At 61.4% G+C, this 16,270-nt stretch carries 24 protein-coding genes; 12 read left to right on the top strand and 12 right to left on the bottom strand.

All coding sequences use genetic code 11. The features are described 5' to 3' along the window. Positions 1–154 precede the first annotated feature (154 nt). From AC1D1L_RS29255 to waaF, 7 genes are all read left to right on the top strand, one after another. Positions 155–856 (top strand): glycoside hydrolase family 108 protein, encoded by a 702-nt coding sequence (locus AC1D1L_RS29255; protein ID WP_477344748.1) that lies wholly within the window; start codon positions 155–157, stop codon positions 854–856. Then, on the top strand, positions 853–1,056 hold the full coding sequence (locus tag AC1D1L_RS29250) for a hypothetical protein (RefSeq protein WP_477344746.1): 204 nt from the start codon (positions 853–855) through the stop codon (positions 1,054–1,056). Before AC1D1L_RS29255 ends, AC1D1L_RS29250 begins: the two co-directional genes overlap by 4 nt. A gap of 96 nt (positions 1,057–1,152) precedes the next feature. Then, positions 1,153–1,392, top strand: coding sequence for an ABC transporter permease (locus tag AC1D1L_RS29245; RefSeq protein WP_352590180.1), 240 nt, complete (start codon positions 1,153–1,155; stop codon positions 1,390–1,392). Further along, a complete protein-coding gene (locus AC1D1L_RS29240) occupies positions 1,377–1,568 on the top strand; it encodes a hypothetical protein (protein ID WP_477344744.1) in 192 nt (63 codons plus the stop codon). The genes AC1D1L_RS29245 and AC1D1L_RS29240 overlap by 16 nt, the downstream gene beginning before the upstream one ends. Before the next feature lie 4 nt (positions 1,569–1,572). Then, positions 1,573–1,896: a hypothetical protein gene (locus AC1D1L_RS29235; protein WP_477344742.1), complete on the top strand. Its 324-nt coding sequence runs from the start codon at positions 1,573–1,575 to the stop codon at positions 1,894–1,896. Positions 1,897–1,964: 68 nt separating this feature from the next. Next, positions 1,965–2,483, top strand: coding sequence for a peptide-methionine (S)-S-oxide reductase MsrA (msrA, locus tag AC1D1L_RS29230; protein ID WP_436259427.1), 519 nt, complete (start codon positions 1,965–1,967; stop codon positions 2,481–2,483). A gap of 636 nt (positions 2,484–3,119) precedes the next feature. Beyond that, on the top strand, positions 3,120–4,142 hold the full coding sequence (gene waaF / locus AC1D1L_RS29225) for a lipopolysaccharide heptosyltransferase II (protein ID WP_477344739.1): 1,023 nt from the start codon (positions 3,120–3,122) through the stop codon (positions 4,140–4,142). Positions 4,143–4,216: 74 nt separating this feature from the next. Here the strand turns inward: waaF and AC1D1L_RS29220 are convergent, their stop codons facing one another. After that, on the bottom strand, positions 4,217–4,411 hold the full coding sequence (locus tag AC1D1L_RS29220; RefSeq protein WP_112562371.1) for a hypothetical protein: 195 nt from the start codon (positions 4,409–4,411) through the stop codon (positions 4,217–4,219). A gap of 99 nt (positions 4,412–4,510) precedes the next feature. Between AC1D1L_RS29220 and AC1D1L_RS29215 the strand changes: the two genes are divergently transcribed. Continuing rightward, on the top strand, positions 4,511–4,849 hold the full coding sequence (locus AC1D1L_RS29215) for a hypothetical protein (RefSeq protein ID WP_477344737.1): 339 nt from the start codon (positions 4,511–4,513) through the stop codon (positions 4,847–4,849). On the opposite strand, the gene AC1D1L_RS29210 is transcribed toward AC1D1L_RS29215, so the two are convergent. From AC1D1L_RS29210 to AC1D1L_RS29190, 5 genes are all read right to left on the bottom strand, one after another. Continuing rightward, positions 4,846–5,406: a hypothetical protein gene (locus tag AC1D1L_RS29210; protein WP_477344735.1), complete on the bottom strand. Its 561-nt coding sequence runs from the start codon at positions 5,404–5,406 to the stop codon at positions 4,846–4,848. The genes AC1D1L_RS29215 and AC1D1L_RS29210 overlap by 4 nt on opposite strands. A gap of 304 nt (positions 5,407–5,710) precedes the next feature. After that, entirely contained in the window at positions 5,711–6,190 is a 480-nt protein-coding gene (locus AC1D1L_RS29205) for a GFA family protein (protein ID WP_477344733.1), read from the bottom strand. 150 nt (positions 6,191–6,340) lie between these two features. Continuing rightward, positions 6,341–6,547, bottom strand: coding sequence for a hypothetical protein (locus tag AC1D1L_RS29200; protein ID WP_477344731.1), 207 nt, complete (start codon positions 6,545–6,547; stop codon positions 6,341–6,343). Between the two features lie 109 nt (positions 6,548–6,656). Then, positions 6,657–6,824 carry a Thivi_2564 family membrane protein gene (locus tag AC1D1L_RS29195; RefSeq protein WP_023694668.1) on the bottom strand — a complete coding sequence of 56 codons (168 nt, stop codon included), beginning with the start codon at positions 6,822–6,824 and terminating at the stop codon, positions 6,657–6,659. Positions 6,825–6,980: 156 nt separating this feature from the next. Then, positions 6,981–7,256 carry a hypothetical protein gene (locus tag AC1D1L_RS29190; RefSeq protein ID WP_477344729.1) on the bottom strand — a complete coding sequence of 92 codons (276 nt, stop codon included), beginning with the start codon at positions 7,254–7,256 and terminating at the stop codon, positions 6,981–6,983. A gap of 355 nt (positions 7,257–7,611) precedes the next feature. Between AC1D1L_RS29190 and AC1D1L_RS29185 the strand changes: the two genes are divergently transcribed. Further along, complete coding sequence (locus AC1D1L_RS29185; protein WP_477344815.1) at positions 7,612–8,955, top strand: sensor histidine kinase; 1,344 nt, start codon at positions 7,612–7,614, stop codon at positions 8,953–8,955. A 67-nt stretch (positions 8,956–9,022) separates the two neighbouring features. Here AC1D1L_RS29185 and AC1D1L_RS29180 read toward each other — a convergent pair whose 3' ends face one another. Beyond that, positions 9,023–9,310, bottom strand: a complete 288-nt coding sequence (locus tag AC1D1L_RS29180; protein WP_477344727.1) for a hypothetical protein — start codon at positions 9,308–9,310, stop codon at positions 9,023–9,025. 273 nt (positions 9,311–9,583) lie between these two features. Between AC1D1L_RS29180 and AC1D1L_RS29175 the strand changes: the two genes are divergently transcribed. Together AC1D1L_RS29175 and AC1D1L_RS29170 are read left to right on the top strand one after the other, a co-directional pair. Next, positions 9,584–9,829, top strand: coding sequence for a hypothetical protein (locus tag AC1D1L_RS29175; protein WP_352590209.1), 246 nt, complete (start codon positions 9,584–9,586; stop codon positions 9,827–9,829). A gap of 659 nt (positions 9,830–10,488) precedes the next feature. Further along, positions 10,489–11,715: an anion transporter gene (locus AC1D1L_RS29170; RefSeq protein WP_477344725.1), complete on the top strand. Its 1,227-nt coding sequence runs from the start codon at positions 10,489–10,491 to the stop codon at positions 11,713–11,715. Here AC1D1L_RS29170 and AC1D1L_RS29165 read toward each other — a convergent pair. Next, on the bottom strand, positions 11,712–12,302 hold the full coding sequence (locus tag AC1D1L_RS29165; protein ID WP_477344723.1) for a TetR/AcrR family transcriptional regulator: 591 nt from the start codon (positions 12,300–12,302) through the stop codon (positions 11,712–11,714). The two genes, AC1D1L_RS29170 and AC1D1L_RS29165, sit on opposite strands and share 4 nt — an antisense overlap. 83 nt (positions 12,303–12,385) lie before the next feature. Here AC1D1L_RS29165 and AC1D1L_RS29160 point away from each other — a divergent pair, with 83 nt between their 5' ends. Beyond that, entirely contained in the window at positions 12,386–13,270 is an 885-nt protein-coding gene (locus AC1D1L_RS29160; protein WP_477344721.1) for a crotonase/enoyl-CoA hydratase family protein, read from the top strand. Here the strand turns inward: AC1D1L_RS29160 and AC1D1L_RS29155 are convergent. The 4 genes from AC1D1L_RS29155 to AC1D1L_RS29140 form a co-directional block, all read right to left on the bottom strand. Further along, positions 13,246–13,557 (bottom strand): cupredoxin domain-containing protein, encoded by a 312-nt coding sequence (locus AC1D1L_RS29155; RefSeq protein WP_477344719.1) that lies wholly within the window; start codon positions 13,555–13,557, stop codon positions 13,246–13,248. The genes AC1D1L_RS29160 and AC1D1L_RS29155 overlap by 25 nt on opposite strands. 10 nt (positions 13,558–13,567) lie before the next feature. Then, positions 13,568–14,092, bottom strand: a complete 525-nt coding sequence (locus tag AC1D1L_RS29150) for a DUF4142 domain-containing protein (protein ID WP_352590223.1) — start codon at positions 14,090–14,092, stop codon at positions 13,568–13,570. 210 nt (positions 14,093–14,302) lie between these two features. Then, the gene (locus AC1D1L_RS29145) at positions 14,303–14,983 is read right to left on the bottom strand and encodes an RNA polymerase sigma factor (protein WP_477344716.1); all 681 of its coding nucleotides are present in this window, start codon (positions 14,981–14,983) and stop codon (positions 14,303–14,305) included. A gap of 87 nt (positions 14,984–15,070) precedes the next feature. After that, positions 15,071–16,156, bottom strand: coding sequence for an HPP family protein (locus AC1D1L_RS29140; protein WP_477344714.1), 1,086 nt, complete (start codon positions 16,154–16,156; stop codon positions 15,071–15,073). Positions 16,157–16,270: the final 114 nt, after the last annotated feature.

Here is a 16,270-nt window from a genome sequence, read left to right as displayed (position 1 = left end):
TGTCTAGCGGCTCCTATCCTGCGAGGAAGCGTTGTGGTGGGGGACCGACATGCCGGTCTGCTCAGTTAGGTTAGCGAGACACTCGTCTCCTTTGTTTGATTTGTGACCAGCTAAAATCGCCTAGCTAAATCCCACAACCCAAAGAGGCACTCCCATGGACCGCAACTTCGCGCGGGCGCTTGCGCTCGTCCTCAAATCGGAAGGCGGGTGGTCGGACAATCCGGCCGATCCGGGCGGCGCCACCATGAAGGGCGTGACGCTTGCCAACTTCCGCCGCTATGTGAAGGCGGACGCCAGCAAGGCCGATCTTCGCAAAATTACCGACGAACAGGTGGCCACCGTCTATCGCCGCTTCTACTGGGATGCGGTCGCCGGCGCTGAACTTCCCGGCGGCGTCGACTATGCCGTGTTCGACTTCGCCGTGAACAGCGGGCCGGGCAGGGCGGTGAAATATCTGCAGGCGGCGGTGGGCGCGGTGCAGGACGGCAGGATCGGCCCGGCCACACTGAGCGCCGTCGGCGCCAGGCCATCGGGCGCCGTCATCGACGACCTCTGCGATGCCCGGCTGGTATTCCTGCGGCGGCTGCCGACCTGGCCGGTTTTCGGCAAGGGCTGGAGCGACCGCGTCCGGTCGGTCCGCGCCCAGGCGCTGTTGATGTCTGCCCCTCGGCCCGCTCCGGCACTTTCGCCGGATCCATGGGGGCCACAACATCCGCCCGGCCCATCCACCGCACCCGGCTCTACGCCATCGCCTGCGCCGGCCGGGGCTCCCGTTGCGCCTCCCGTCGTACGCCTGCCGTTCTGGGCTGCGCTGCTTCAGATCCTGAAATCCATTTTCGCAAGGAGTTCTACATGATCGCCGTCTTCATCCGCATCGGCTTGCGTTACGGCGCCGGCGTTTTGGTCGCGCGTGGCCTGCTCGGCGCCGACGACGCTGCAGCGTTTTCCTCCGATCCCGACATCCAGGCGGGACTGGAGGTCGCCGCCGGTCTTGCCATCGCCTCGCTCACCGAGACCTGGCACTGGCTTTCCCGCAAATTCGCCTGGACGCACTGACATGGAAGGGTTTCAACAACTGCTCATCGCCTATCTCGAAGCCGCCAAACCCTATGCCATCGGCTTTGTGGCCGGACTCATGGCCGGATGGCTGCTGTGAGCGCGCTCCTTGCCGTCCTGCTCGGCAACAAGGCGCTGCTGGGCTTCCTGGCATCGGTCATCGCCGCCCTTTGCTGGGGTTTTCACCAGCGCCTGGCCGGCGCCAGAGCCGAGCGCGGCAAACAGGCGGCCGCTGAAGCCGCGGCGCGCGCGGTCGCCGACCAGGTGCAGAACGATATCGGCGCACTGCCGGCGGACGCTGTTCGAAAGGAGCTGAAATCATGGGCAAGGGACTGATGCTTGCGCTGCTCGTGACGCTGGCCGGTTGCGCGACTGCTTCGGGCGGCTTCTGCGCGGTTTCGAGCCCGCTGCGCCTGTCGGCCAAAGCCGTCGATGCACTGTCGGACGCCGAGGCGAGAGCGCTTTTGATGCACAACCGCAAGGGACAAAAGCTTTGCGGATGGAGGCCTTAAGCCGATGCACGACCTCTTCGACATGCTTGGCATCAAAGGCCCCGTCGTCGCGGCCGGACTGGCCGGCGGCGTGCTGCGGGCGCTGTCACGCCATCGCTACAAGCTGCGCGAGATGATCGCCTCGCCGATCTGCGGGGCACTCGCCGCCGCCTATCTGACGCTGCCCGCCGTTGCCTCGTTCAAGGCGACGGGGATGCCCATTCCAGATCCGGCCGACGACACCACGACACTTGCCGCCGCCTTCCTGATCGGCGTCTCGGCCATGTGGATTTCCGACATCGTCTTCGAGGTGATCGTGCGGCGGTTCAGGCCGGCTGGCGACAAGTGATGCACTTGAGGTGCTGGAAGAAGCCGGCGACAATGCCTACCTAACGAGCAATCCAAAGGAGGTATGATATGGCGACGTCCACCGAACGTGCAGTGCTTGCCGGCGGCTGTTTCTGGGGCATGCAGGATCTGATCCGGCGCTATCCCGGCGTGATCTCGACCCGTGTCGGCTATAGCGGCGGCGATGTGCCCAATGCCACCTACCGCAACCACGGCACCCATGCCGAAGCCATCGAGATCATTTTCGATCCGGCCAGGATCAGCTTTCGCACGCTGCTCGAATCCTTTTTCCAGATCCACGATCCGACCACGAGGAACCGGCAGGGCAACGATGTCGGAATGAGCTACCGCTCGGCGATCTTCTACACCAGTGACGAGCAGAAGCGCGTCGCCGAAGACACCATTGCCGATGTCAACGCCTCGGGACTGTGGCCCGGCAAGGTGGTCACCGAACTTGCTCCGGTGGGCGATTTCTGGGAGGCCGAGCCCGAACATCAGGACTATCTCGAGAAATATCCCAACGGCTACACCTGCCACTTCGTCAGGCCGGGCTGGAAGCTTCCGGTCCGCGAAAAGGCCATTTCGTAGCCAGTCATAACCGGCCGATATCGGTATCGGTTCAGAGCGCCGCACCCGAAAGGGTGTGGCGTTTTTTGCGTTTGTTCGCGGCGTTTCCGCCGCGAGCGTATCCGGAGAGGATTGGCCTAGAAGCCGAAGAATTGCCGGCCGATCATGTATCCAAGCGCGGCGACGACCAGCGGAAACAGGGCAGGCGCCAGCCGATCAATAGCGGACCTCTTTGGCTGTTGCCTGGGGATGGTCCTGGATGCATTGCCGAGATTCTTGGTCATTGGGCATAGTAGCAAGCGCTGATTAACGATTCCGTAACCCGGTGATAGAGGCGCAACACTGACAGTGGGCGCGGCTTTTCGCGATTCCGGCGTGACCTTGACAATGCCCAGCCCGTGACGCAACTGAGACCGGCTTTGACAGGGATTATGAGGCAGGATCAATGCGGGTGACGTTCATTTTGAAGGGCGTGATAGCCTGTCGGGCCTACGGCGGGATTCAGCGTCAGGTCGATCGGTTGGCAACGGAGTTGGTTCGTCTGTCGGCTCAAGCCGAGCGCTTTACGAGATTCGGCACGCGTCGACCGATCCCCAATGCCGCGCCGCCAATCCGCAGGACCTCTACGCTCCGCATCCTTGACGGCGAAGCGCTTCCTTGACGACCACCGATCCAATCCTCTTCGTCGGCTTTCCGGCAGTCGGCGACTTCGTCCGTTGCCACTCCGCCATCCAGATCATTGCCGAGCGATTTCCCGGTCGCGCCATCGATGTCGTCACCTCGCCGGTCGCGGCACCACTGGCGCGCCTGATGCCGCATGTCAGGAAAGGCTGGTCGCTCGCCAAGCGCCATCAACGGCCCGGTTTTGCAGAGCGCGGCCGCCTTGTCGGCGAGTTGCGAAAGGAGAACTACGGGACGGCCTATCTGATGACCAGCAGCACCAAGGCGGCGCTGATGGCGGTTATGGCCGGCATTGAGGAGCGCATCGGCTATCCGCAGGAATTGCAATTCGGCCTCCTCAATCGCTTCCCCGCCGGCTGGCTGGCACATCTATGGGCTTTCGGCCCGCGCAAGACGCGGCTCTTCGAGGAGGTCTGCTCGATTGCCTCTCTTGGCGAAAAGCCGGCTGCGGGGACAGAATGGCCGGCGCCCCGGCTTGTGGTCGATCCGGCCGAGCTGGGCGAATGGCGCCAACGCCACAAGATCGATGCCGGACGGCCGGCGCTGGCGCTCTATACGGCAGACATCGAAAATTTCCGCTCGTGGCCCATAGAGCGCTTCATCTCGGTGGCCAGAGACCACCATGATCGCGGCTGGGCAATCTGGATTGTCGGCGGACCGCGCGAGCGCGCCGGTGCTATAAAAATCCGCGCCGCCATTCCTGAGGCAATCGACTTCACCTCGACCCCATCGATTGCTGATGCGATGTGCCAGATCGCTGCATCGACCATATTCCTGGGGGTTGACGGCGGCATTTCGCACGCCGCCGCTGCCCTGAACGTCCCATGTGCGCTCATCTACGGGCTAAATCGCCCCTACGTGCACGGCCCGGTAAACAGCCATGTTCGTTTTATCGAGCCGCCGCTCTCGACGCCCAGCTGGGTCAAGGATACGCGCGGGATCAGCGAAACCCGGGTGAGGGAGGTGCTGGCTGGCCTTTCAGTCGGCATTCACAACTGACGGTGGTCTGGATAGCCTCCGGCGCCTGATCCAAAACACCCCCGTGAGGGCGCCGCCATCGCTCCGTTTCGGCTTTACCCCTTGGCCCTGCGGCTTTCGGGCTCGTGATTGCCGACCCAATGCGCGCGAATGCGATCACTGGCTTCAAGGTAAGCCATGTCGATGAGATAGGTCAGAAGCTTCTCGCCGTCGGCTTCGGCTTTCTGCCGAAGTTCCCGCAGTATCCCTTGCGCGAACTGCAGGTTCTCCATCTTGCTCGGCTGGTTCATCGGTGCCCCCAATGTCTGCGCATGAACTGTGCGCCGACTATGCTTGCATGAAGATTGCGGTGAAGCTCACGGTGGAGCTGTATCAGGTTGTATTAGCGCTTGATCAACGACCCTATTGCGCTTTGTGCGAAAATGTCGATATTTTACGCCGCCAATCGGACCGCGACGATGCACGAAGACGAGGGCAGTTCCCCCGACAAGTTGCAGGCCATGATGGATGTCATCGCCGGCAGCGTGTCGTCCAGCCGGGACGGACACGCCGACCTTGGCCGACTCAGGGTCGACGCCGCCAGCGCAGCGACGGTGTTGGTCGAGTTTTACGGCGACGCTGCTCTTGAGCGAGCCAGCTTGCTGGAGCGCCGCTCGCCTCAAAGCCATTTTGCTCGCATGGTGACGGCTGAGCTCCGCGGTCGCGGTAAGATTGCCCGCAAAAGCTAACAAGGTCTGCTCCAAGCCGAGTTGCGCCTCATCGTCCTGCCGTCAAGGCGTTGCTGCGCCTCTTCCTGGGCATTTTCGAGAAGATAGAACAGCAGGTCCTGTCCTATCGACTGTGAGATCTCCTTGGCCTGTTCGATATGGCGGTGGACCTCGCGAAGTGCTGTCTCGCCCGAATCGACATTGCGGGTCAGATCGATGAACCAGCCGGGGTACAAGGCCGCTTCTCCCTGACCGTCCACATAGCATTGGCCAACCGCCAGTATCCGGCGAAGCCCCATCTTGTCTGAGCGGACCTGATAGATCTCCCTGAACCCCGCTCTCCGCTCCACCGCCTTGCGGATCGCGATATGCACCCGCAGCCGATCTTCGGCGTCGATGCTCTGCATGCATCTTTCCATGGATGCGCCGTGCGAGAACTCTTCGAGCGTCAGCCCGAAATAGTCAGAAAGATTGGCGTCGCCGTAAACGCGGTCACGCTTGATGTCCCAGGTCCAGAACCCATCGATCGGTGGATATTGCACGTGCGGACTGCGACCCTGCCCATGCGCTGACTGCATGAAAACCGCCTCATTCGGCTTCAAGATTCGCCACACTATGTAACAAAAAAGGAAGCAAACAAAGTTGTCCTTTTGTCCGAGCTGGCAAGATTTCTTCATGTCACGCTAAAACATACTTGGACAGCATAGTTGGCGTAACGATATTACGTGGTCTTAAGCTCTCGTTTTTAAATAAACCAGCACCGCTCTGCAACCGTAAGACGAATTCCAACTGACCAACCGCTCCGATAAATCGATTGCCGTTACAAAAAGACCGCGAGCGTCGAGCCCGCCTTCGACTGGCTAAGGCTCTGCGGTGGGTACACTACGCAGATTTGCGTCGCGACAAATGGCTTAACGGCGTTTCAGCGCCTTCAGCAACCGGTTCAGCTGTCAGGCCATCATTTGTCGACCCGTCTTCCACCCGGTCATGCTCGAACTGCTGGGCGCCGGGCAATGGTTGCAACCAGCGTTCGCGGCGGTTGACCCAGAGCTCATAGCTGGGCTCCAGTGCTTCGGTGGGGACCTCATCGAGGCTGCCAATTGTCACCTCCACCTCGTTCTCACGAACCAGCGGGACCCGGCCGCCGCAGGTTGGACAAAAGCTTCTGTCGCCATAGCTGCTGACGATACCCGTCGTTTCAAATGCCTCAAGTGGCCACACCGCGAACGCCGAAAAAGTCGACCCACTGGCCTTGCGGCAGTCCTTGCAATGGCAAAGGCCAATCCGAAAGGGATCTCCCGTCACCGAAAACTGGATGCCGCCGCAAAGGCAGCTGCCGCTTCGCCTTGTATCATTGGGCATGACCGCTCCTCCCGTCTTGTTGGGCATCACACCGCTACAACTCGCAGCGCCCTGCGCAGAATCAATTCACGCGGAGCGCAAGGGTTCCGCGTTGCCTCGCGCAGTGCATTTGCTGGCGCGCACAGTTGCTGGCGCGCGCAGTTGGCTCCGTCAGTTCGGGAAGTCGAACACCGGCTCCCGGCACCAATAGATGCGGCATTGTCCATCACGTGTTGGAACGGAGGCGGCAACCGGCACCTCCGGCCAGTAGCAGTCGTTGCCAAATTGACGAACGTAGCGATCGTAAGTGTTGCGGCCTGTCTCCAGCACGGCCGAGTGATGGCTCTGGATCAGGCGCTGTGTCTCCTCGCAGGTCATCGTTCGCGTGTCCGGTCGAGCGTAGGCCGTGGTTGTTGCGACAAACAACGCTGTTCCGACGATCCATACGAGCCATACGAGCCTTTGGAATCTCATAGCGGTCCTTATTCTAGAACACCGCCAGATATTTCAGCAACGAAATGATGCCGATAATGATGACAACGATCTGCGCGATCTGTCTCGTGCGCCCGTCGAGCGGCAGGCGCTGAACGAGATAGAGCACCAGGATGATCACCAGAAAGGTGATCAGGATGCCGATAAGTACCGATGAAGCCATGTCCCTCACTCCGTTTGGCCAGGTCTGAAAATGAAAAAAGTACGCAGCGGCAAACGCTCTGGCCGTTGATTGGTTCCTGTCGGTGCGAACTGACCGGTTAACAGCAAGGCCGCAAATTCCGTTCCGCGGCCTTTGAAGCTGGATGCCGATTGCGACTTACTTGCCGCAATGATTGTCGTTCACCGTTGGCGACACAGTTCCGGGCGACTTGGTGCTGGCGTCGGGCTGGGCGCCCTGCGGGCTGGCGGCACAGTTTTCATCGGCATTCGAGTTTAGCGCGCCGTTCATGCCCTTGGTGCTGTAGGTTGCGCTCGGATCAACGGCGTTGGGATCGGCCGGATCGGGCGTGACCACAACCGATTTGCCGCTGCCACCACCGTCAGCGCTCTGCGCCATCGCCGAGGTCACCGACGGCAAGGGCTGAAGCTGCAAGGATTTTCATAAACATGGTGTTTCTCCATTTTTCGAAACTCGTCGCATTGCGACCTAGGGGGGGGAACCACTCGGGTTGACGAAGGTTCCGACAAAGTTGACCTGGGTTGCGCTTGGTGGTCGGCATTTTGCGCGAGCCCCGAAATCGACGCCGCCGGCGTAGGAAATCGCCCTTCCGCAGGAGAACAACTGCCGCCCCAAGGGTGCGACGGGAACCGAAACCTCGCGCGTGCATTTCAGCTATTGCAGCAAGCTGCAAAAACTCGAGCGTGCAGGGGAATTCGTGGCAGGGGAATATGCTGATGTCGTCCAACAGCTGGAGCCTGGAATTCCAGGAGTCCCTTCTGCCCATTTGATGGAGGCGTTGCCCGTTGCCGTCTACACGATCGACAGACAGGGCCGCATCACATTCTTCAACGAGGCCGCGGCTGACCTGTGGGGGCACAGTCCTGTAATAGGCAGAGACCTTTGGTGCGGCTCCTGGAAGCTGCGACATCTCGATGGCCGGCCGATGGCGCATGGTGAGTGCCCAATGGCAATCTCCATGCTTGAAGGACGCGATATCCCGTGGGATCAGGCGATTGCCGAGCGGCCCGACGGCGAACTCATTCCGTTCAGAGCCCACCCGCGCCTGCTTCGCGACGAATCGGGCAATATTGTCGGCGCCATCAACACGTTGCTCGATCTGCGCACGCAGACGCAGGCCGACGAGGCCCGCATGCGACTTGCCGCAATTGTCGAGTCGTCCATGGATGCGATCGTTTCGAAGGACATCAACGGCATCATCACCAGCTGGAACGATGCCGCCGAACATCTGTTCGGCTATACCCCGGCCGAGGCGGTCGGCCAGCCGGTAACGATGCTCATTCCGTTCGATCGCCTCGGCGAGGAGGCCTCGATCATCTCCCGCATACGCGCCGGCGAGCGCGTGCCATCATATGAAACCATGCGCATGCGCAAGAGCGGCAGCCTCGTCCCGGTATCGCTGACCATATCGCCGATCCGCGACGGAATGGGGCGGATCATCGGAGCTTCCAAGATCGCGCGCGACATCAGTTCCCACAAGGAGAGCGAGGGACGCATCCGTCTGCTTATGCGCGAAGTCAACCATCGCGTGAAGAACCAATACTCGGTGATCATTTCGATGATCCGCGAAACCAGCAAATCGGCGAGCACGCCGGCAGCTTTCCTTGAACAGGTGCGAGAGCGCATCACGGCGCTTTCGCAATCCCATGATCTCCTGGTCGACGCCGAATGGCGGGGCGCCACGGTCGGCGACCTGATCCAGGCACAGCTCAAAGCGTTCGCGGAGCCCGATCGTCTGTCGGTGGCAGGACCGGCGATCACACTTCAACCAAATGCCGTCCAGTATCTGGGCATCGCCTTCCATGAGCTGGCCACCAACTCGGCAAAGCACGGAGCGCTGTCGCGCCACGGCGGACGTGTCGAAATCGAGTGGAGTGCGACACCGGGAGCCAACGGCACCGATATCTTTCACCTGATATGGCGTGAGCTTGACGGGCCGAGCCTGGGGGGGACCACGCACCGCGGTTTTGGATCTGTCGTCCTCAAGCGGGTTGCACCACAGGCGCTCGGCGGCACCGGACTGATGGAGTTCAGGGAACAAGGTTTTGTCTGGACGCTCGAAGCGCCGCTACGCTCCGTTCAAGCCTCTCTCGCCGATATCGTAATCGATTGACAAAGATGCGTGGGTGGCGTCGGCGGCCAAGCCTTGTCCCTGTAGCAGGGCTGGCGGCGCGGTGCGGTTATCCAAGACTGTCGATGCCAGACAGTTCGCGCCGAATGTCGGGAAGCGATGTAAATCGCGCCGCCTCGACGGCGGCCAGGCCATCGAGTTCCATCGCTGCGCCGTAGAGTTGGGCCACCTGCATCACAAGCAACTCGACGTCTTCGAGAGCTAGGTTCTCGTCAAGATTGCGCAATCGCACTTCTTCGGCAACCAGGGCGATATTGACCATTCCATGGGAGCGTAGGGCGGCCAGAACCCGTGAATTGAGGTCCTCTCTTAATTGGGCCGAATATCCGTAACGCATGGAAGCCTCCTTTCCAGGAGCGGGCTGTCCCTCACGAAACAAGATGCGCCTGGTATTTTCAAATGACAAGGAAAATCGTGAAAATCACCATACAAATCAATCAGTTAGTATAGAGTGTTGGTTGCACAATCGACGCTTCATTATCATAGCACGTCTTGTGTGTGACCTGCCTATCGGTCGCTCTTGACGCACTATGCGGGGACCCCTAACTATACTGTTAGTGAGACACATACTAACTCATGGTATTTCTGGTCCAAGCGGTTGGAGGCGCGAATGGCCGAGTTGGAACGACCCGAGCGACTGCAGATCATGCTGACGGCTGAGGAATTGTCTGCCTTGGAAAATTGGCGCTTTGAAAAGCGTATGCCAAGCCGTTCGGCCGCGGTGCGGGAATTGCTGCGGCGCGGTCTGGACGCGGACGGATTCCTGACAGCCGGGCAAGGAGCGAAGTCGCAGGACTTTGGAATTCTACGCAGTGCGAATGGGGACGGATCGTCGGGCGAACAACCTGGCGACTAACAACCAGTCGCTTCATCTGAAACTGCCGCTATCATGGTTGCAAGCCCGCTCCGGTTTTGCCGGGGCGGGCTTTTTGCTTTTCCGGGACTTTTGAACGGGAATATCTGGGTGTCCCTGGGGGGTGACCGTTCCGCTCAAGATTCCCGTCCGCCGCACTCGAGGCAAGCGATACTGTGGCCCGGGCAGCTGAGCCGGTGTGTTCCCCCGGGGCAGCAATGGCCGTTCGAACTCAGCCAGCGGGCGCAAACAAAGATCTTGCGGGCGCCGCGGCAGAGCGGACATTCCATCGGGCGGGTCAGCAGGTTTTCCCTCTCCGAAGCGCGGCACTCTCTCTCAAGACTCTGGCCCATCTGGAAACCCCCCAGGCCGAAATACGGCTACGCCATCTATATCCAAAAAGCCTGAATTAGAATTTAACCATATAAGTCACGAACGAGGCGACGGGGGAGTTTCGCTATGGTCTGTCACGCGCGGGGACCCGCTACATGATGGCTCGCTCCCTTTGGTCTCCGCACCACGATTTGCCCGCCAATTTTCACACTCGGATCTCCATGGACGCTTTCGCTTTTCCGGGGCGACGCTAAAAGCTGCATGGCTGAAGACGTGAGCGGGAACAATCCATTCCGGCGTCGGTTCGTTTGAACAGGGATGGTTTGCCAATGACATTGATGGGCGCGGCGGCATTGCTGATCCTCATCCTGACCTATGCCGGCGTCGCCATCGGCCGCATCCCGGGACTCCGTCTCGACCGGGCAGGGATCGCCTTGCTCGGCGGTGCTGCGATGATCGCCATCGGCGCGCTCAGCATGGAAGATGCCTATCGCGCCATCAATTTCGACACCATAACCCTGCTGCTCGGCATGATGATCGTCGTTGCGCACCTGAAAGTCTCGGGCGCCTTCCGAGCGCTGGGCGCTTACGCCATCGAGCATGCGCACGCGCCGTTCATGCTGCTGGTGATGGTGACACTCCTGACCGGCATCCTGTCGGCATTCCTGGTCAACGATGCCATCTGCCTGGTGATGGCGCCGATCGTCGTCCACGTCACCCGTGTCATCAACCGCAATCCCATCCCCTATTTGATCGCCACCGCCACCGCGTCCAACTGCGGGAGCGTCGCCACCATCACCGGCAACCCGCAGAACATGGTCATCGGCGCGCTGTCGGGGATCTCCTATCCGGCCTTTTCGGCCGCGCTTGCACCGGTTGCCTTGTTCGGCCTTGTCGCCGTCATCGCCATCGTGCGCATCGTCTACCGGGCCGAATTCGCGCGCAGTGCCGAACTCAGCCCGGAAGTCTATCGCGGCCGCATGCTGCCCGGACAGGTGCTGAAGGCAGTAATTGTCTGCATCGGCCTGGCAGTCGCGTTCTTCGCCGGCGTTCCGGTAGCCAAGGCAGCACTCATCGGCGGCGCCATCCTGCTGCTCACCCGCGCCATCAAGCCGTCACGCATCTACCGCGAGATCGACGGCCCGTTGCTGTTCATGTTCGCCGGCCTGTTCATTGTCGTGGCCGGCGCCGAGAAAACACTGCTGACGCCTGATATCATTGCTTCCGCCAAGAACCTTGGCCTGGACGATGTCTGGCGGCTGTCCGGCTTCACCGCTGTGCTTTCCAACATCATGAGCAATGTTCCGGCGGTGCTGGCGTTGAGGCCGTTCATACCAGGCCTCGAAAACCCGGAGCGTGCCTGGCTGGTGGTGGCGATGAGCTCGACACTGGCCGGCAATTTCACCTTGCTCGGCTCGGTCGCCAATTTGATCGTCGCCGAGCAGGCGCGGGCCGCCGGCAAACAGCTGTCCTTCTCAGCCTTCTTCAAGGTCGGCGTGCCGTTGACACTGCTGACCCTTGCTGCCGGCACGGCTTGGCTGGCTGTTGGTTTCTAGGAGATGGTCGCTGACACCAACCGTGCCCGAACCAGCGTTGCAGCGGCATGTCCCGCCGCCTCGACATAATCGGGGTCGCGGTGGATCAGCATGATCGAAAAGGCGCCGTCCATCAAAAGCACGATTTCACGCGCCAGGGTCTGCGGCTCGTCGACGCCGTAACCGGAGAGTTCGCGGGTCAGCCAGGTCTCGAAATTCTTCTTGTGCCGTGACCCGGCCTTGACGGCCGGATGTCCCGGCATCGAAGCGAGTTCCGCTGCCGTGCGCAGGAAGCCGCAGCCTTTCCATTTCGGGTTCTTCGCCACCCGCGCCAGATTGGTGAAGATGGCCTCGACCTTGCGCTCGACATCGCCTTCGGCCGCTTCGAACCAGCCTGCCATCTGCCTGATGTTCGGCTGGTCGCGACCGTCGAGATAGGCGGCGATCAGATCGTCCTTGCTCTTGAAGTGATAGTAGAGCGTACGCTTGGTCAGCCCGGCTTTTTCAGCCACCGCATCGACGCTGACGCGGCCGATCCCTTCGGCATAGAAGAGCTTCGTCGCGGCATCGACAATGCGTTTGCGGGTGGGGATCGGCGCTTCGCTCATCCATCAAGTATACCGACTAGTGAATATACATACAATCGAAAGCCTGATCCTTTCCGATGATAAACGCAGGAAAGGGAAGAGACATGACCGAGCTTGTGCTCACCGAGGCCCGCAACGGGATCGCCATCCTCACACTCAATCGCCCCGAAAAACTCAACGCCTTGAACTATGCGCTGATCGATCGCCTGCTTGTGCTTCTGGATGCGATGGAGACAGATGATGCCATCCGCGCCATCATCCTCACCGGTGCAGGAGAGCGCGCCTTCTCCGCCGGCGGCGACATCCATGAATTCTCGGGCAGCGTGGCCAACGGCGCCGACGTCGCGCTGCGCGACTTCGTCATGCGCGGACAGCGGCTGACGGCAAGGCTGGAAGCATTTCGCAAACCCGTCATAGCCGCCGTCAACGGCATCGCCTTTGGCGGCGGCTGCGAGATCACCGAAGCCGTGCCGCTCGCCATCGCCAGCGACCGCGCCTTGTTCGCCAAGCCTGAGATCAACCTCGCAATGCCTCCCACCTTCGGTGGCACGCAGCGGCTTCCGAGACTGGCCGGGCGCAAGCGGGCGCTCGAACTGCTGTTGACCGGCGATTGGTTCCCGCCGCCGCGCGCCCTCGAACTCGGCCTCGTCAACCAGGTGGTGCCGCACGAGGAGCTGATGCCGGCTGCGCTCGATCTCGCCCGGCGCATCGTCACGCACTCTCCTGCTGCAATTGCCTCGATCCTCACCGCGGTGGCGCGCGGCTTAAACCACAGCATAGCCGAGGGGTTGCTGGTCGAGGCCGAGCAGTTCGCCCGCATGGCTCCGACCGCTGATCTGCGCGAAGGGCTGGATGCCTGGATCGCACGCCGCCAGCCGGGCTGTGACGGCTCGTGGACGCACATCACCCGGCCGGATGAAGCCAGGCGAGCGTCAACGCAGCGGGACCGGCTTGCAGAGCGGGATCAAGGCGCCGTCACCGCCAGATGACCTTTCATGTTGGGGTGGAAGCGGCAGAAATAGTCGACCGCTTCCGCCTTCTGCAGGGTCAGGCTCGCTGTTCCCTTCGGCGGGATCATCACTTCCCAGCCACCCTTGACGGTAGCCGTGTGGGCGAACACGTCCTTGTTCACCCACTTGATCGTGTCGCCAACCTTCGCCTCGACGGTGGCTGGCGAAAAGACGAGCTTGTCGATGGTGACCTGAATGGTTTCGGCCTGCACGGGTGAGGTCCCGAAGACCAGCACCAGTGCAATCCACAGCTGCCGTTTCGACATGGACTTGTCCTTACTTCAACATACCTGCAACATGCTCGGCGTGCTGTTCATGGCCCTGAAAAATCTTCAGGCCCGTCTCCAGCAGGCTCTTCAACTCGGCATTGCTGGCCGATGGGATCAAAAGGGTTTCAAGCGCGCCGTTGACCTGCTTGTGGTAGGCGACTTCGTTCTCGACATAGGCTTTGTCGAAGGCTGCGCCGTCGAGCTTGGCGAGCTTCGTCCGTTCCTCGGCCGCAGCCTTGGTCAGCGCCTGGCTGGTGGCGTTGTCTTCCGGCGTCACCTTCAGCTTCTTGACCAGTTCCAGCGCCTGCGCGTTGACCGCTTCGTGGTCGCGCACCATGTCGTTGGCAAAGTCCACGACTTCCTTGGTCTTCGATTTTTTGATCGCCTGCTTGGCGGCTTCCACATCGATGACGCCTGCCGTGTAGGCGATGTGGGCGATCTGCGGATCGGTAGGCTTGTCCGCAGCCTGCGCCAGCGGGGCCGTGCCCATCAGCAGCACGGTGGCGAGCGCGGCTATGTGTCGAGTAAACATGGCATCTCCTTTGCCCGACCGCGAAGGCGGCGGGCTTCATCTGGGTTGACGCGTATTGGATGCGGGAGGGGAAGAAACGTTCCCTGGAGCAATTCCAGGAAAAGTGTGAGCGGTTTTCCGACCGGAATTGCGTAGAAATAAAAATAGATAGAGTGGTTCGCCGTTTCCGTGAAACGGTGAACCGCTCTAGGAATCGGCGAAGGCCGAAGATCAGCCTGGCAAGCCGAGCCGCTTCATGACCGCTTCTGTCAATCGCTCGCAACGCCGGCCAGCGAAGGGAAAGGCATCAAGCAGCACCGGGCCGATCTCGTCATCCAGCGCCTTGCGCACCAGGGCACGCGCCCGGTGCAATCTGGTCTTGACGGTCTCGGGCCGCACGCCAAGCAGATCAGCCGTTTCCTCGATGTTCAGACCCTCGATAACGCGGGCAATGAAAACTGTCCGATAGACATCGGGAAGATTGTCGGTCGCTCGCTCGACCAGCCTGAGAATCTGCCGCTGCGCCATCGCCCGCTCCGGATCGTCACTTGGGTTGAGGGGGAACTGGATGATTTGCGCTTCCTGGCTCGCAGGCATCGCCACGGTGCGCCGCCTCTTGCGCAAGCGGCCGAGCGCTTCGTTGATGACGATGCGCGACAGCCAGGTCGCCAGGGAAGAATCGCCACGAAACGTCGCCAGAGCGGCAAAGGCTCGGACATAGGCCTCCTGGACGATGTCCTCGGCCTCGCTGTCGTTGCGCACGACGCCGCGCGCGATGCGGTAGAGCCGCTGGTTGTGCGTCTTGATGATGGCGCGGAACGCACCCGCCTCGTGCGCCATCGCGCGGTGGACAAGCAGCATGTCGCCGGGCGCGGAAACCGTGACAGTTTGTATTGCTGACTTCCTGGTCACGACCGCTCTCCCTGGCCAGACGCTTGATCGGGACATTGGATGCTGCCTCAGACAAAAGGTTCCCGACCTTTCTGCACCTGGAGCGATCTATCCTACAGCTTCTGGCCGCGCCTTGTCTGCCGTCTGTATCCGGGCGGCTACCGCCAGGAGGTCGGTCTGCGTGATCAGGCCGAGGATGCGGCGCTCGCTGTCAATGATCACCACTCCATGGCTGCGCCCGTCGGTGAGCACGGGAAGCAGGCTCATTGCCGGTGTGTCGGGGGAGGCGGTGCCGGCGTTCGACATCACGCCTTTCACTGTTTCGGTAGCCCGTGTCAGCTCGCGCAAGCCGACGGCGCCGACCAGCCTTGCCTCCGCGTCGACCACCGGCAAGGTGCGGATGTTGTGGTCGAGGAGTTGCTGTCGCGCCTGATCGGGCGAGGCGTGCTCAGGCACCGACACCACGTCGCGGGACATAATGTCGGCGCACAGCAACGTCCGGTGCGAGCGAACCATGGCCTGCAGTTCGACCTGGCGCAGCAGCAATTCGAGATCGCTGCGATCGATATCGAAAGTCTCGTCCAATGCACCAAGCGCGGCATCGATATCCTCGGGCCGGAAGCCGACGCGCTGCACGGCCGGCGGATCTGCCGTTCCATGGCTGTTGGCGGCAGGGGCGGGCCGGTGCGGGTAGCTGCGTCGCGACAGCCTGTGGAAAGCATAGCCGAGTGCGACCAGAATGATGGAATTCAGCGCCACCGGCACGAAGGGAAACAGGAAGCCGGCGCTGGTCACCGCCGGTCCGCCAAGGACGGCGGTCAACGCGGCGGCTCCGCCCGGCGGATGCAGGCAGCGCGTGAACGACATGGCGGCGATCGCCAGCGCCACGGCTATGCCCGTGGCGAGAGCCGGCTCGTGCACGAAATGCGCAACGATCACGCCGATCAGCGCGGATATGGTGTTGCCGCCGATGATCGACCATGGCTGCGCCAGCGGGCTCGCAGGCACCGCAAACAGCAACACCGCCGACGCGCCCATCGGCGCCACCAGCAGCGGCACATGCGGGCCGTTGCCGAGCGCGAGCGCGCCGATCGCTCCGGTCAGCGCAATGCCGATCATCGCGCCGATACAGGCGATGAGGCGCTCACGCAGCGTCGCGCCGGCGAGAATGGGGACAAAGAGACGAAAGGCCATGGCAAGCTCAGTCTGGCTGGAAGTTGCGACTCGAAGCGCCTTGCAATGCGGGCTGACTGCCCGCTTTGAAAGTCAATCCAATCCGGAAAAGCGCACGCTGGGGAAATAACATTG

It is taken from the genome of Mesorhizobium sp. P2_D6 (assembly GCF_056404315.1).
The sequence above is the reverse complement of the archived record's forward strand: the minus strand, read 5'-3'. Positions and strand labels throughout refer to the sequence as shown.

What these genes read in the sequence shown, in the direction of transcription:
- AC1D1L_RS29240 (WP_477344744.1), top strand. Translation starts at nt 1,377, where the DNA reads ATGGGCAAGGGACTGATGCTTGCGCTGCTCGTGACGCTGGCCGGTTGC.
- AC1D1L_RS29255 (WP_477344748.1), top strand. Translation starts at nt 155, where the DNA reads ATGGACCGCAACTTCGCGCGGGCGCTTGCGCTCGTCCTCAAATCGGAA.
- AC1D1L_RS29165 (WP_477344723.1), bottom strand. Translation starts at nt 12,302, where the DNA reads ATGAGCGAAGCGCCGATCCCCACCCGCAAACGCATTGTCGATGCCGCG.
- AC1D1L_RS29180 (WP_477344727.1), bottom strand. Translation starts at nt 9,310, where the DNA reads ATGCGTTACGGATATTCGGCCCAATTAAGAGAGGACCTCAATTCACGG.
- AC1D1L_RS29150 (WP_352590223.1), bottom strand. Translation starts at nt 14,092, where the DNA reads ATGTTTACTCGACACATAGCCGCGCTCGCCACCGTGCTGCTGATGGGC.
- AC1D1L_RS29170 (WP_477344725.1), top strand. Translation starts at nt 10,489, where the DNA reads ATGACATTGATGGGCGCGGCGGCATTGCTGATCCTCATCCTGACCTAT.
- AC1D1L_RS29205 (WP_477344733.1), bottom strand. Translation starts at nt 6,190, where the DNA reads ATGCCCAATGATACAAGGCGAAGCGGCAGCTGCCTTTGCGGCGGCATC.
- AC1D1L_RS29250 (WP_477344746.1), top strand. Translation starts at nt 853, where the DNA reads ATGATCGCCGTCTTCATCCGCATCGGCTTGCGTTACGGCGCCGGCGTT.
- AC1D1L_RS29220 (WP_112562371.1), bottom strand. Translation starts at nt 4,411, where the DNA reads ATGAACCAGCCGAGCAAGATGGAGAACCTGCAGTTCGCGCAAGGGATA.
- AC1D1L_RS29235 (WP_477344742.1), top strand. Translation starts at nt 1,573, where the DNA reads ATGCACGACCTCTTCGACATGCTTGGCATCAAAGGCCCCGTCGTCGCG.
- AC1D1L_RS29160 (WP_477344721.1), top strand. Translation starts at nt 12,386, where the DNA reads ATGACCGAGCTTGTGCTCACCGAGGCCCGCAACGGGATCGCCATCCTC.
- AC1D1L_RS29200 (WP_477344731.1), bottom strand. Translation starts at nt 6,547, where the DNA reads ATGACCTGCGAGGAGACACAGCGCCTGATCCAGAGCCATCACTCGGCC.
- AC1D1L_RS29155 (WP_477344719.1), bottom strand. Translation starts at nt 13,557, where the DNA reads ATGTCGAAACGGCAGCTGTGGATTGCACTGGTGCTGGTCTTCGGGACC.
- AC1D1L_RS29195 (WP_023694668.1), bottom strand. Translation starts at nt 6,824, where the DNA reads ATGGCTTCATCGGTACTTATCGGCATCCTGATCACCTTTCTGGTGATC.
- AC1D1L_RS29185 (WP_477344815.1), top strand. Translation starts at nt 7,612, where the DNA reads ATGGAGGCGTTGCCCGTTGCCGTCTACACGATCGACAGACAGGGCCGC.
- msrA (WP_436259427.1), top strand. Translation starts at nt 1,965, where the DNA reads ATGGCGACGTCCACCGAACGTGCAGTGCTTGCCGGCGGCTGTTTCTGG.
- AC1D1L_RS29175 (WP_352590209.1), top strand. Translation starts at nt 9,584, where the DNA reads ATGGCCGAGTTGGAACGACCCGAGCGACTGCAGATCATGCTGACGGCT.
- AC1D1L_RS29140 (WP_477344714.1), bottom strand. Translation starts at nt 16,156, where the DNA reads ATGGCCTTTCGTCTCTTTGTCCCCATTCTCGCCGGCGCGACGCTGCGT.
- AC1D1L_RS29210 (WP_477344735.1), bottom strand. Translation starts at nt 5,406, where the DNA reads ATGCAGTCAGCGCATGGGCAGGGTCGCAGTCCGCACGTGCAATATCCA.